Origin of the sequence: Nonomuraea sp. CA-143628, from assembly GCF_050942315.1 — a bacterium.
Lineage (GTDB): Bacteria > Actinomycetota > Actinomycetes > Streptosporangiales > Streptosporangiaceae > Nonomuraea.
In genome coordinates, this window is sequence record NZ_CP192072.1 from 10,985,759 (window position 1) to 10,999,031 (window position 13,273).

The 13,273-nt window shown below is 68.7% G+C and carries 17 protein-coding genes; 9 read left to right on the top strand and 8 right to left on the bottom strand.

Annotated elements, in window-relative coordinates:
• Positions 1-7 precede the first annotated feature (7 nt).
• Positions 8-367, bottom strand: a complete 360-nt coding sequence (locus ACQP2T_RS49795; protein WP_433511802.1) for a hypothetical protein — start codon at positions 365-367, stop codon at positions 8-10.
• A gap of 106 nt (positions 368-473) precedes the next feature.
• Here ACQP2T_RS49795 and ACQP2T_RS49800 point away from each other — a divergent pair, with 106 nt between their 5' ends.
• From ACQP2T_RS49800 to ACQP2T_RS49815, 4 genes are read left to right on the top strand one after another with little or no spacing between them, the layout of a single operon-like run.
• Complete coding sequence (locus ACQP2T_RS49800) at positions 474-947, top strand: methylated-DNA--[protein]-cysteine S-methyltransferase (protein WP_433511803.1); 474 nt, start codon at positions 474-476, stop codon at positions 945-947.
• Between the two features lie 17 nt (positions 948-964).
• Positions 965-1,651 carry a 2OG-Fe(II) oxygenase gene (locus ACQP2T_RS49805; RefSeq protein WP_358177807.1) on the top strand — a complete coding sequence of 229 codons (687 nt, stop codon included), beginning with the start codon at positions 965-967 and terminating at the stop codon, positions 1,649-1,651.
• Positions 1,648-2,403: a hypothetical protein gene (locus ACQP2T_RS49810; protein WP_433511804.1), complete on the top strand. Its 756-nt coding sequence runs from the start codon at positions 1,648-1,650 to the stop codon at positions 2,401-2,403. Before ACQP2T_RS49805 ends, ACQP2T_RS49810 begins: the two co-directional genes overlap by 4 nt.
• A complete protein-coding gene (locus ACQP2T_RS49815; protein ID WP_433511805.1) occupies positions 2,400-3,038 on the top strand; it encodes an alpha-ketoglutarate-dependent dioxygenase AlkB family protein in 639 nt (212 codons plus the stop codon). Before ACQP2T_RS49810 ends, ACQP2T_RS49815 begins: the two co-directional genes overlap by 4 nt.
• 40 nt (positions 3,039-3,078) lie before the next feature.
• Here the strand turns inward: ACQP2T_RS49815 and ACQP2T_RS49820 are convergent, their stop codons facing one another.
• Together ACQP2T_RS49820 and ACQP2T_RS49825 are read right to left on the bottom strand one after the other, a co-directional pair.
• On the bottom strand, positions 3,079-3,876 hold the full coding sequence (locus ACQP2T_RS49820; RefSeq protein ID WP_433511806.1) for a M56 family metallopeptidase: 798 nt from the start codon (positions 3,874-3,876) through the stop codon (positions 3,079-3,081).
• On the bottom strand, positions 3,873-4,259 hold the full coding sequence (locus ACQP2T_RS49825) for a BlaI/MecI/CopY family transcriptional regulator (RefSeq protein WP_433511807.1): 387 nt from the start codon (positions 4,257-4,259) through the stop codon (positions 3,873-3,875). The genes ACQP2T_RS49820 and ACQP2T_RS49825 overlap by 4 nt, the downstream gene beginning before the upstream one ends.
• Positions 4,260-4,354: 95 nt before the next feature.
• On the opposite strand from ACQP2T_RS49825, the gene ACQP2T_RS49830 reads away from it, so the two are divergent.
• From ACQP2T_RS49830 to ACQP2T_RS49845, 4 genes are all read left to right on the top strand, one after another.
• Positions 4,355-5,251, top strand: a complete 897-nt coding sequence (locus tag ACQP2T_RS49830; RefSeq protein ID WP_433511808.1) for a class I SAM-dependent methyltransferase — start codon at positions 4,355-4,357, stop codon at positions 5,249-5,251.
• Between the two features lie 5 nt (positions 5,252-5,256).
• Positions 5,257-5,886 (top strand): class I SAM-dependent methyltransferase, encoded by a 630-nt coding sequence (locus ACQP2T_RS49835; protein ID WP_433511809.1) that lies wholly within the window; start codon positions 5,257-5,259, stop codon positions 5,884-5,886.
• 167 nt (positions 5,887-6,053) lie between these two features.
• Positions 6,054-6,683: a TetR/AcrR family transcriptional regulator gene (locus ACQP2T_RS49840; protein ID WP_433511810.1), complete on the top strand. Its 630-nt coding sequence runs from the start codon at positions 6,054-6,056 to the stop codon at positions 6,681-6,683.
• Between the two features lie 38 nt (positions 6,684-6,721).
• Positions 6,722-7,834 (top strand): hypothetical protein, encoded by a 1,113-nt coding sequence (locus ACQP2T_RS49845; protein ID WP_433511811.1) that lies wholly within the window; start codon positions 6,722-6,724, stop codon positions 7,832-7,834.
• A 93-nt stretch (positions 7,835-7,927) separates the two neighbouring features.
• Here the strand turns inward: ACQP2T_RS49845 and ACQP2T_RS49850 are convergent, their stop codons facing one another.
• From ACQP2T_RS49850 to ACQP2T_RS49870, 5 genes are all read right to left on the bottom strand, one after another.
• Complete coding sequence (locus ACQP2T_RS49850; RefSeq protein ID WP_433511812.1) at positions 7,928-9,355, bottom strand: hypothetical protein; 1,428 nt, start codon at positions 9,353-9,355, stop codon at positions 7,928-7,930.
• A 54-nt stretch (positions 9,356-9,409) separates the two neighbouring features.
• Entirely contained in the window at positions 9,410-10,099 is a 690-nt protein-coding gene (locus tag ACQP2T_RS49855; protein WP_433511813.1) for an AraC family transcriptional regulator, read from the bottom strand.
• 101 nt (positions 10,100-10,200) lie between these two features.
• Positions 10,201-10,806 (bottom strand): DUF305 domain-containing protein, encoded by a 606-nt coding sequence (locus ACQP2T_RS49860; protein ID WP_433511814.1) that lies wholly within the window; start codon positions 10,804-10,806, stop codon positions 10,201-10,203.
• A gap of 78 nt (positions 10,807-10,884) precedes the next feature.
• A complete protein-coding gene (locus tag ACQP2T_RS49865; protein WP_433511815.1) occupies positions 10,885-11,280 on the bottom strand; it encodes a DUF6153 family protein in 396 nt (131 codons plus the stop codon).
• A 163-nt stretch (positions 11,281-11,443) separates the two neighbouring features.
• Complete coding sequence (locus ACQP2T_RS49870) at positions 11,444-12,454, bottom strand: NADP-dependent oxidoreductase (RefSeq protein ID WP_433511816.1); 1,011 nt, start codon at positions 12,452-12,454, stop codon at positions 11,444-11,446.
• A 118-nt stretch (positions 12,455-12,572) separates the two neighbouring features.
• Between ACQP2T_RS49870 and ACQP2T_RS49875 the strand changes: the two genes are divergently transcribed.
• On the top strand, positions 12,573-13,166 hold the full coding sequence (locus tag ACQP2T_RS49875) for a TetR/AcrR family transcriptional regulator (protein WP_433511817.1): 594 nt from the start codon (positions 12,573-12,575) through the stop codon (positions 13,164-13,166).
• Positions 13,167-13,273: the final 107 nt, after the last annotated feature.

Genomic DNA, 13,273 nt, shown 5'->3' on the forward strand with positions numbered 1-13,273 from the left:
GTCTAGCTCACCGGGAGAGCAGCCACCGCCAGCGCGGCAGCTCCAGTACCACGGTTACCACGGCCAGCACGGACACCAGCACGGCGGCGAACATGTGCCAGGCGGCCCACGCCGCCACCAGGGCGGCCACGACCTGAAGGACGACCAGCGCGATCGTCACCCACCCCGGCACCGCGACGATCACATTCCGCTTGTCCCCCGGAGTGGAGAACAGCGTCGGCAACCCGATCAGCACCACCACCGACAGCACGGCCAGCGGTACCGAATGGGCGGCCAGGGCCCACGGAGTCGCGACCCAGGCGACCAGTTCAGTGGCGAATCGGAAGGCGGACGCGACGCGATCGTCCGGACGCGATGTGGAGGTCACTCGCGAAACATACCGTTCGCGTCCCCGCGGTGAGCGGGCGGGCCTCGGCATGCCCAGAGGTCCGAAAACCGCTGACTTTCTGGCTGGTGGCGGTGTTGTAGAGAGTATGAGCATCTACACGACGATCGACAGCCCACTGGGCGAGATCCTGCTCGTAGGCGACCCCGTACTGACCCGTGTGGCGTTCGGTGGTGCCGTGCGTCCCGAGTGGCGGCGGGACCCTGGCGCGTTCGCCGAGGCCGAGCGCCAGCTCCGCGAGTACTTCGCGGGCGAGCGGACCGCCTTCGACCTGGACCTCGCCTCCGGCGGCACCGCCTTCCAGGAGCGGGTCTGGGCCGCCGTGGACGCCGTCCCGTACGGGACCACCACGACGTACGGCGAGCTCGCCGCGAGCATCGGCGTGGCACGTGACCGGATCCGCGCGGTCGGCGCGGCCATCGGCGCGAACCCGCTGCTCGTCATCCGCCCCTGCCACCGCGTCGTCGGCGCGAACGGCTCCCTGACCGGCTACGCGGCCGGCGTCGAACGCAAGCACGCGCTGCTCACGCTCGAAGGCGCGCTGCAGCCGCAGCTCATCTGACTCGCATGGAGGAGATCATGAAGGCTGACTGGACGGCCCTGACCGAGGAGGTCAACGCGTACGGCTGCGCGCTGACGCCGCCGGTCCTCTCTCCGGCCGACTGCAAGGAGATCGCGAACCTGTACGGCGAGGTCGGCCGGTTCCGTTCCACGATCGACATGGAGCGCTACCGGTTCGGCCGCGGGCAGTACCGCTACTTCCGCGAACCCTTCCCGCCGCTGGTGGCGGAGCTGCGGGCGGCGTTCTACCCGCACCTGCTGCCCATCGCCCGCGACTGGGCCGCCCGGCTGGGACAGCCCGCGCCCTGGCCGGACGACTTCGCCGAGTGGCTGGACATGTGCCACGAAGCCGGGCAGACCAAGCCGACGCCCATCCTGCTGCGTTACCAGGAGGGCGACTGGAACGCCCTGCACCGCGACCTGTACGGGGACCTGGTGTTCCCGCTCCAGGTGGTCATCGGGCTCGACAAACCGGGCGACGACTACACCGGGGGCGAGTTCCTGCTGGTGGAGCAGCGCCCCCGGGCTCAGTCGCGCGGGACGGTGACCCTGCTGCCGCAGGGACACGGGCTGATCTTCACCACCCGGGACCGGCCCGTACGGTCCTCGCGCGGGTGGTCGGCGTCGCCGGTGCGGCACGGGGTCAGCACCGTCCGCTCGGGGTTGCGGCACACGCTGGGCCTCGTCTTCCACGACGCCTCGTGACGTACAGGCTGATCGGGGCCGACGGCTGGCCGTACGTCAGCGTGCTGCCCGGGACCCTGGGCGGGCACCGGCGGGCGCGGCTGTACGGGCGGCTGGACTGCCCGTCGGCCCTGCGGGCGATCTCGCGTGGGGGGTACGTGCGGGAGCGGGTGTTCTTCGCGGACGAGGTGACGGCCATCGCGGCGGGGTACCGGCCGTGCGCGGTGTGTTTGCCACAGGCGTACCAGGTATGGAAGTCCGAACAGGCGCTCGCTGGGCATACTGCGGCTGAGCTGGCCGGACTGCTCGGCCTGCTGGCCGCGGCCCGGCCGCGCGTGGCGGCCATCGCGATCGGTCACGGCCGCGACGCCGCCCTCTCCGCGAAGGCATTCGCCGCCGCGTGGGAGAGCGGCCCGCAGGCGGACAGCCCGTGGGATGGCGGCGCACAAACGGACATCGCGTGGGAAGGGACCGTGTTGGGGGTTGTCGACTGGCCGGAGGAGGCGGCGTCGTGGCTCCGGCAGGCCAGGCGGTTCGTGGCGGGCCCGCCGGACGCGTGGGTGGTGGCGGGGGCGCCGCTGGGCTGGGCCCGGATGAGCCAACGCCTCCGGCAGAGCACCGACTGGGACCCCGGCCGTACGTTCGGCTTCGCCTCCATCGCGCAAGCCGTCGCCCTGGCCCCGCCTGGAACACTGGAGGGTATGCGCGGAGCGGACATCGACGGCGCCACCTGGCGAATCAGCCGCAACCTGATCCACCGGGACCCGGCATGATCCCGCTTCCGATGCGGGAGATCGCTCCAGGCGCCGTCCACGTGCCCGGCTGGCTGACCCTCGACGAGCAGCGCCATCTGGTACGGGCGTGCCGCGAGTGGGCGGCGGGCCCGGTCCCGATCCGGCACACCGTACTGCCCCGAGGCGGGGTCATGTCGGTGCAGACGGTGTGCGTCGGCTGGCACTGGCAGCCGTACAAGTACACGCGTGTGGCGGGCGACGTGAACGGCCTCCCGGTCGCCGAATTCCCCAGGTGGATGGTCGCCCTGGGCCGCCGCGCCTTCACGGCGGCGTACGGCGAACCCGGCGATGACTACACGCCCGACACGGCGTTGATCAACTTCTACGACGACCAGGCCCGGATGGGCATGCACCAGGACAAGGACGAACGATCCGCCGCCCCGGTGGTGTCGCTGAGCATCGGCGACGACTGCCTGTTCCGCTTCGGCAACACGGAGACGCGCGGCAGGCCGTACACCGACGTGCGACTCGGCAGCGGCGACCTGTTCGTCTTCGGCGGCCCCTCACGCTTCGCCTACCACGGCGTCCCCAAGGTCTACCCAGGCACCGGAGACCCCGCCACCGGCCTGACCTCGGGCCGCCTCAACATCACCATGCGGGTGACCGGCCTATGACGTAGATACGTGTCTGTGAAGTCCGGGGGCGCCGGTGCCGTCACGCCGTCAAGGCGCCCCACGTTGCCTGGCCGACGCACATGACCAGGCTGACGACCACGACGAGACCGGTCAGGGAGAAGATCACTCCGGCCCTGGACGGTTTGCGGATCGGCAGATCGTCGCCCAGCAGTTGAGCGACCCTGGCCTCGGTGGCGCCGTCGAAGGCCGTGGCCGTTGCCGGTGTGAGGCCGGCGCCGTCCATGTGGGTCAGTGCCCGTGCCACCGCCTTCGCGCCCAGCCGGTCGATCGCGGCCCGGTCGGCTGACAGTTCGGCCCGTTCGCTCTGGCGCCGGAACCACCATCTCGCCAACGGCAGGTAGAACAGGACGTCAGCGGCAGCACGCAGGACAAGACGGCGCAACGGGTCACGGCGCCGGGCGTGTGCGGCCTCGTGGACGAGGATCGCGTCGAGTTCCTCGGCGGGGATCGTCTCGGCGGCCCCGGCGGTGAGGTAGAGGCGTGGCCGCAGCGCCCCCGCGCAGAAGGCCGCCGGATCCGCGCCGGCCAGACAGACGACACCTGGAACACCGCTTCTCCGTATCGCGCCCTTGAGACTGGCCGGCTCGGCCGCCCGCGGGAGTACGGCCAGAGTGCGGGCGGCGGCGACACCGAGCCAGGCGGCGCGCACGGCGACGGCCAGCAGGCTCGCCCCCGACACGACGGCGATCGAGACGAGCCAGCACTGGGCCATCGTCATCCCGGCGGGAACGTTGGGATGCCACACCACGCGGACCCCGACCAGCCCGGCCAGCACGGCCAGGCCGATGCGGTTGTGCCGCCACAGGTAGACGATCACTCGGTCAGCTCCCGGAGACGGTGCCGCTGTTCGGGCGACAGGCCGTCGAGGTGGGCGGCGAAGGCGGCCAGTGCGGCGTCGCCGTATTTGTCCACGAAGCCCGCGGCGGCCTGCCGGCTCGAATGGGACAGGAACTGGGTGGGCGTGAGGGCGGCCTGGTACTCATGGGCGCGGCGGCCCGGCTCGGCGTGAGCGGCCAGCAATCCTTTGTCGGCCAGCCGTCGCAGCGTGGTCATCACGGTGGTGTAGGCCAGCTCCGGCACGAGTTCCTGCACGTCCCGGACCACAAACGGCTCGGTGACCGCTCCGGTCCAGACGGCCCGCATGAGCCGCCCCTCCAGCGGGCCGAGAACGGCGAGCGCCCGATCAAGTTCATCCTGCACGACGGCATACTACTATCCAACATGAGTACTATCCATGGATAGTAGACCGCGCGAGAGCCATCTCGTGCATGCATGTACGAGATAAAGGAGCCTCTATGTCACACAGCGAACTCACGTCTGTCGCCAACCCCGAACAGGCCAAGGCATGGAACGACGACGACGGCCGACACTGGGTCACCCACCGGGATCGCTACGACCAGATGATGGAAAGGATCAGCGACCACCTGTTCGAGGCGGCCGCCATCGCCCCCGGGGACCACGTGCTCGACATCGGGTGCGGAAGCGGCCAGACCACCTGCGTGGCCGCTCGGGACGCACAAGGCGGCCAGGCACTCGGCATCGACCTGTCCGCTCCCTTGCTGGAGGAGGCCCGCCACCGAGCCAAGAGAGAGAACCTCGGCAACACGCGCTTCGAACAGGCCGACGCCCAGATTCACCCCTTCACCGCGGCGAGCGTCGATGTGGTGATCAGCCGTTTCGGGGTGATGTTCTTCAACGATCCCGTGGCGGCCTTCACCAACATCGCGCGGGCGACTCGCCCCGATGGGCGTCTGGCGTTCCTGTGCTGGCGCAAACCGCTCGACAACGAATGGATCGTCGAACTGGGCGCGGTCCTGGCCTCGTACATCCCCCTGTCCGGTTCCCTTGACAACGACGGCCCGGGCCCCTTCTCCCTGGCGGCAGCCAACCGGATCACCGATCTCCTGCATACAACCGGCTACACCCAGATCAGCGTGGACCCCGTGGACGAGCCCATGAGACTCGGGGACAACGTGAACGACGTGGTGGATTTCGTCTCCCAGATGGGCCTGGTGAGCAGCCTGCTCGACAAGGCCGACGAAACGACGAGAGCCAAGGTGCTCGACGCCTTCCGCGAGCGCCTCGCCTCGCACGAGACGGCAGCCGGAGTCTTCCTCAGGAGCGCCGCCTGGCTGGTCACCGCTCGACGTCCCGGATGTCCAGTGGCAGATCATGAGACCAGTGAGAGGTGAGAAAGATGGGATCGAAGCCACGCGACGAACGGTTGCGCCGCTACTGGGACAAGCACTCCGGCTCCTACGACAAGCAGATGACCTTCCTCGACCGGAAGGTGTTCGGAGACACCCGTTCGTGGATCTGCGGGCAGGCCGGCGGCGACACCCTTGAGGTCGCCATCGGGACGGGCCTGAACCTCCCCCTCTACCAGGAGGACGTACGACTGACCGGCATCGAGTGGAGCCCGGCCATGCTGGACCGCGCCCGGCGCAAGGCGGCATCCTTGGGCCGGGAGGTGGACCTGCGCGAGGGGGACGCTCAGGCGCTCGACTTTCCGGACGAGAGCTTCGACACGGTGGTCTGCACCTTTTCCCTTTGTGCGATCCCTGATGATCGGCGAGCGATCGCCGAGATGGTGCGCGTGCTCCGGCCCGGCGGTGTTCTGCTGCTGAGCGACCATGTGGCCGCGTCAGCGTGGCCGGTCCGGGCGGCTCAACGCCTGATCGAACTGGTGACCGTTCCTATGGGAGGCGAGCACTTCCTGCGCCGCCCCATCGAGCGACTACCTGATCACGGCCTGACCATCGAACGTCACGACCGGTTCAAGCTCGGCATCGTCGAACGATTGGCCGCCCGGAAAACCCCTGGGTGACCAACGTGCGCGGATCGAGCGGCCGTCATCCCGGGCCTGGAGATCCTCGCGACTGAGCAACCCCGGCCGGCGGCGGCCGGGGTGCCGCACGCGACAAACCGCCAAGACAGGGATTGACCATCGCAAGTTGGTGAATTAAAACCAATTCACCGACTCATTCTCACGCTATGGACATCAAACCTGTGCGCCGCGAGCGGCGCGGACGACGGCGGCTGGCCACTGAGAACCCCGAGGTCCAGCGGCGGTTGCTCGCTGCCGCGGGAGAGATCATCGCCTCAGATGGCTGGCCGGCCCTACGCATCGAGGACCTCGTCCGGCACGCCGGGCTGTCGGTCGGCACGTTCTACCTCTACTTCGACAACAAGGCCGACCTGTTCGTCCAGCTCGTCATCCAGCACACCGAACGGCTGCAGGCACGGCTGCGCGAAGCCTACGACGGAGAAGGCACCGCGCAGGACCGCCTCGACCGCGCCCTGGACGCCTACCTCGACTTCGTCACCGACACCGGCCCGGGCTTCCTGCACTTCCGCAACGCCGGCAACATCGAGACCACCATCGGCCCGCTGTCCACGTGGGCCTTCGAGCAACATGCGAGCGACCTGCGGCCCATCCTGGAGACGGCGATGGGTGACGGGGCGATCCGCCGCGAGGACCCGGACCTTCTCGCGCAGGCCATGCTCGCCCTGAACCAGCACATCACCGCCTTCTGGCTGGAGCACCCCGACCGGTACTCCCGTCGGCAGATCAAGCAGTTCCTCTCCGATTTCGTCGCCTTCGGCCTGAACGGCAACCGCTGATCAGGCTCATACTTCCTGGCTGAACAAGGGAGACGCACATGCGAAATCGCACCCTCGTCATGCTGGTCAGCGCGCTCCTCCTGGTGGTGATGTCCGCGCCTGTCAGGGCCGGCGCGGCATCGTACGAGCCCCCCGCCTGGAATCCGCCCGCCGGTCAGAACGTCACGACCGTCCGGTGGGGCCCCATCACCATTCCCGCCATGTCCGGCGACAAGGTCGGCGAGATCAAGAACGAGATCGCGCTCGACGGCAACTGCAACCCGCTCATCGACATCATCACCAGCTGCCGCAGCATGAAGATCGCCAAGCCGTGCGAGAACTGCTACATCACCGGCATCATGCCCGACCTCGTCTTCGCCGGGACGAACACCGGCGTCAACATGGACACCGGCGGCATGCTCCACCACGCCGTCAACGTCAACTTCAGCCGCTGGGACGCCACCTGCCCGCCCGGCCTGGGAGACTCGATCAACCGACTCGGCCTGCTCCAAGGCGGCAACGAACGCTTCTTCGCGGCCGGCAACGAACGCACGCTCAACACCCTCTATTCCACCGGCAACAACGGCTACTACGTCAAGGCCGGGGACAAGTGGGGTCTCATCTACGACCTGATGAACATGACCGAGCGGCCGATCACCGTCGAGTTCAAGTACACCTTCAGCTGGGTCCCGAACGCCACCCGGGTCGACCCGGTCTGGCTGGACATCGACCAGTGCGGCGACTCCGAGCGCTCCATCCCGGCCGGCTACTCCGACTCCCACTGGATCACGATCGCGGCGCGCGCCGGGACCCTGGTGGCGGTCGGCGGCCACGCCCACGACCACAGCATCAGCGTGTCCCTGGAGAACGCGACCAAGAACCGCTACTTCTGCACGTCAGTCGCGGGGTACGCACCGGACTCCATGGACGTGCCGGCGGGACCGGGAGCCGGTACGGACGGGCATCCGGCGAGCGCGAACACCGTTACCACGGACGGGCATCCCAACGCACCGCTGATGGCGTACATGGGATCGGTATCGGACTTCAGCACCTGCGAACCGAACCTGTCCTTCTCTCTCGGCGACCGGATCCGGGTACACACCCAGTACAACGAGCCGGCCGCCTATGACAGCGCGATGGGGATCATGGTGGCATTCGTCCGCTGGCGGTGACCAGTCGAGACCGGCCCAGGCGCTTTGGCGCGCCCGGGCCGGTCCTCACGTCGTCAGAGCCTGTCGACGATCTTCTGCGGCCGCTCGACAGATCTACCCCCGGGCAAATGACGCGCGGCTTCGTCCGGCCAGGTAGAGAGTCAGCGACAGCATGATCAGCCCGGCCACGTACAAGCCGATGCCCGCTGCGATCTGCCCGCCGGTCACTACCGCCTGACCTGCTGGAAGGTAGATGTCACGCTTCTGCCGCACGACCTTGCGGTCAATCGGGAGCCAGGCCTCGACCACACCACCCCGATAGCGCATCTCCGCGTACAGGAACCACAGGCCCTCCTGGTCGATCCGTACCTGGCCACGGCATCCACCAGGTGTCGAACTGAGCGGACCGGCGATCTCCGCTCCGGCCCGCCGAGCGACCACTCTGAGCGGCGTCATACCCGCACACCCCTCAACCGTGAGCGTCATCCTCCCAGAGCCGTCCGAGGTGCCGGTCAGCACGGCCGTAGCGACGACCTGCCCCTGTCCGGGATCGTGCGCCGAAGCGGGCTGTGGATCCAGAACGGTCAGGCCGAACGGCAGCAGAAGTGCGACGACCGCGATCGCGCCGCGTATCCGGCGCTCGCCCAAGGTCACGACCGCGCCGAGGACCGCCGCCACCAACGCGGGCACGAGCACGGCGTCAGGACCCACACTGCTGACGCCCAGCACGGAGGACAGGTAGGAAGTGACGGCGGCCCCCGCCGCTCCTGCCGCGTAGGCGGTCACGGGACGCCGCCACGGCAGGTCGATCACCGCCAGCCCGACGACGGCCAGCGGAAGGTCGGGACTGGTACGCCCGAGAGCAAGCAGCAGCCCGGTGATCACCAGCCGGGCGAGCACGTAGACGCCGACCGCTCCCACGACGAGATACCGGCGCGATGTCAGCTGCCGCAGCAGCACGGCCGCGTACATCGAAGAAACCAGCAGCACCGGGAAATACAGCACCTCGGAGAACTGCGGCACGCCCGTCTCGAACTCCATCACCGGCGTGACGGCGCTGCCCAGCAGCAATGCCCCGCCCGCCCACCACAGCGGCCGAGGGCTGTCCGGCCGCATGCCCGCGAGCACCCCGCCGATCAAGGCCAGCGTGCTGAACACGGTCAGCATGTGGCTCGGGCTCCACAGCACCGAGTCCCGCCCGAAGGCTTCGTGCCAGAGGGCGTCGACGGGCGCGGAAGCCAGCGTGGCCACGCCGCCGACAGCGGCGATGAGCAGCGGAGGTTGTCTCAGGACGGCGATCAGCGATCGCGTACGCCACAGCGCGAGCAGACCCCAGCCCGCCACTGCCAGGCCGACGACGGCCACCGCCCCGTACAGCAGCAGGTGCGGCGGTATCAGCGCGTCGTCCCTGCCGATGTCGGTGTGCCAGGCATCGTCCCAGTACGTGGCGAACAGCGAGGTGAAGCCGGCCGCCACCACGATGGCGACCGCAGCGGAAGAGAGGCGCTGTGGCGTTCTCTCGTTCGACATGTCATCAGTCATGCCGGCAGCTTGGTCCCACCGCCTCCCCGGTCGCTTGTACGGAGCGGCTGACCCTCACTCCCAGGTCATCCCGCGAGCCAGCACCGACGGTGCCAGTCCGAACATGGCATGCGTCACCCGGGTCAAATGGGCGCTGTCGGTGAACCCCGCCGCATGCGCCGCCTCCGTCAGCGAGCCACCCGCGCGTACGGTGCCCATCGCCGCGCGCAGCCGCGCCCACCGTACGTACGCCGTGAACGGCAACCCCGATTGCTCACTGAACAGATGCCCCAGCCTGCTCGGCGACAGGGCCACCCGCGCCGCCAGATCACGTAGCCGCAAAGGACCGGCGATGCCCCGCCCGACCAGCTCCATCACCTGCTGGACCACCCGGTCCGGGCCGGCGGCACGCGGCGCGCTCAGCAACGCCAGCACCGTATCGGCGAACTCCTCATCGACCGGAATCGTCAGCAGGCCGGCCACCAGGCTCTCCCCGCCATCCTCCAGAAGGGCCGGATCGAGATAGACGGACGCTCCGAACGCGTCCTCGGCGCGCATGGCGTGCGTGACACCGGCGGGTATCGCCACGGCCGACACGCTCCTCTCGGCGGCCCGCTCGTCGGTGAGGATGACCCGTCCGGAGCTGACGACAAGCAGCTGCACGGCGGCATGCGCGTGAGCGCGCGCGTCGCTGAGCCTGCCGACGTACACCAACGCACCCGGCCTCAGCCACACCGCTCCCGTCCATGGCGCCGTATCGGACATGACTACGATAATAAATAGTAGATACGCCGCTCGCCACAGAGGCAGCCTCCAAGACGAGACCTGCCCGGGCGCGGGAGCGCGCCCGGGCAGGTCTTAGGTCGTCAGAGCCTGTCGACCATCTTCTGGAGTTGTTCCACCTCGGCCTGCTGGGCGGTCTCGATGGTCTTGGCCAGTTCCTTGGCTTCCGGGTTGGAGCCGTTGGCCTGCTCGGTCTTGGCCATCTCGATCGCACCCTTGTGGTGTTCGATCATCTGCTCGGCGAACAGCTTGTCGAACGCCTTGCCCTTGGCGGCCTCCAGCTTCTTCATGTCCTCCTCGGACATGACGCCCGGCATGGCGTGCCCCATGCCACCCTCGGGCACCGGCTTGCCCCAGTCGGTCAGCCAGCCCTTCATGGTCTGGATCTCCGGGTCCTGAGCCGCCTTGATCTTGGTAGCCAGCTCCTTGACCTCCGTGTCGCCGGCGCTCATGGCGGCCATGTCGGCCATCTCGACGGCCTGCTCGTGGTGCGGGATCATCATCTGCGCGAACATCACGTCCGCGTCGTTGAACGTCGCCGACGCCGACGGCTGCGCGCCGGCCGTAGTGGCGGCCGCGGCGCTGCTGCTGGCCATTCCCTCATGTGCCACCATGGAGTCGCCGCTGCTCCCGCAGGCGGTCAGCAGGGCGAGCGCGCCCGCGGCAACGGCGTACGAAATCTTGTTCATGTTGTGTGTTCTCTCGATGTGTTGGGACTGCCGGCCTGGTCGCGGACAGCCTCAGAGGCCGTACGCGCGGGCGGCGGCCTATATGCGCAACATCGAGAGACGCGCCAGGCGCAAGGAGGTGGTCTTCGGCGGGGGCCTGGCGACCCGCCGCACAGATGCGGACGACAGGGTGTTCGCGCTGGTACGGCGCCGCTCCTTGATCCAGGCGGCCAGCACCAGCACGATCGCCAACGAGGTCAGCACCGCCAGGCACACGCTCGTCGGATCGAGCCCGGGCATGCCCCTGTCGGGCACGAACCCCTGGCTTCCCGAGGAAACGAGCTCCCGTGCCATGACGGACGCATCGCCCGGAGAACCACTGTGCCTGCACTCGGCATGCCCCAGCGTGTGCATCCCGTATACGCCCAAGGCGAGGATGACCAGCAGGAAGCCGCGCACGACCCGCACCGCGAGACGCCGCTCCAGCTCCCCCACCAGCCCTCCCTCCGACGAACGGGACTTCCCTGAGACGCATGAGTCTACTAAGGCGCCTCGTAGCATCGTGCCGGAAGCCACCAAGGAGAGGTACGGAACCCGGCAGGATGCCGTTCACCGACCGGCCTATGACGTAGATACGTGTCTGTGAAAAGGCTCGCTCCTAAGCGACCGTGAGCACGATCTTGCCTTGGATATGCCCTCGGGCGGCGCGTTCGTGCGCCGCCTGGGCATCCGCGAGCGGGAACGTGCTGTCGATCGCGACGCGGACCGTGCCCGCGTCGAGCAGGCGTCCCAGTTCGGCGAGCTGCGCGCCGTTCGAGCGGACCTGGGTGCCCGAGACGGCGACGCCCAGCTTCGCGGTCTCTTCGTCGTCGTATTCGCCGAAGAACACGGGGAACAGGGCGCCGCCGCGCTTGAGCGTACGCAGGAAGCGGCTGCTCTCGCGGCCACCGACGGCGTCGAGAACGAGGTCGACGTCGTGCACGAGTTCCTCAGGACGGCTCTTGGTGTAGTCGATGAACTCATCCGCGCCGAGCTCGCGCAGGAACGATTCGTGCGCGCCCGATGCCACCGCGATGACCCGTGCGCCCTTCCACTTCGCCAGCTGGAGTGCGAAGTGCCCCACGCCGCCCGCGGCGCCGTTGACGAGCACCGTCGTGTCGGCGTCGAGCGTCACCGGACGATGCCGGGCCGCTTGGAAGGGCGACGGGTGATCGTGTCCGAGCTCGATCAGGAACTGCCACGCCGTCAGCAGGGCCATGGGCGCCCCGGCGGCGTGCACGTGATCGATGCCGGCCGGCTTGCGTGCGAGGTCCGACGCGGGCGCGGCCACGTACTCGGCGTACGCCCTGCCGTCGAAGCTGGGAAAGCGAAGGAGACCGAAGACTTCGTCACCGACGGCGAAGCCCTCCACATCCGTGGCGACGGCCTCGACGACTCCGGACACGTCCGTCCCCGGAGTCACCGGCAAGTCGAACTTCGGCCTCGTCTCCGGAGGTATGTTGCTCAGCCCGTCGCGCAGGTACCAGTCGGGAGGATTGACGCCGACCGCGCGAACGCGAACAAGCACCTCACCCGGCCCGGGCTCGGGAATCGGCACCTCGTCGTAACGCAGAACCTCAGGTCCGCCGTGCTCATGCAGCCGGATCGCCCGCATCGTGTGTGTCGGCATCGTTCTCTCCTACCCCTGCCAGGGGATACGCTTATCGGACCAGTGATCCGTTTATCCGGACCACTGGTCCGAATATATGGAGCACTGGTCCGGATAGTCAAAACGGGAAGAGGGACAGATGCGGGCCGACGCCAAGAAGAATCGTGACCACCTGCTCGCGGTCGCCGGTGCCGTCATCACCGAGCAAGGCGTTGATGCGTCGCTGCGCGACATCGCACGCCGGGCCGGCGTGGGTTTCACCACGCTGCTCCGCCACTTCCCGACGCGCGAGGCGCTGTTCGAGGCCCTGCTCCGCACGAGCTTCGACGAGCTGACGGCAAGGGCGGGCGAGCTCGAAACGGCGGGCTCGGCCGACGATGCGCTGGTGACGTGGCTGCGCGACTTCGTCGCCTGCGCCCAGGACTATCGCGGCGTCGTGGCGTTGATGGTGGCCGCCATCGAGGACACGCAGTCCGCACTTCACGCCTCGTGCGTCACGATGCGCGCGGCCGGCACGCGACTCCTGGCCCGCGCCCAGGCTGAGGGCACGGCGCGAACCGACATCGACGGCACCGACCTGTTCGCACTGGCCGGGTCGCTGGCGTGGCTCGGCGATCAACCCTCGCTCGTGCCACGCGCCCATCACCTCTTCGACGTTGTCGTGAGCGCGATCGTGACGAGCGCGGGGAGCGGCGACGCCGAGAGGGAACGCCGCTCTCGGGTTCGTGGCTGAAATCGTCGCGCACGCGGACCAGCGAACTCGGCCGGGCGCTCGGCAAGGAGCGCTTCTCTGGGATGGCCTGGAGGCCCTGGATCAGTGCGGCGGTAGGACCTGAGCGC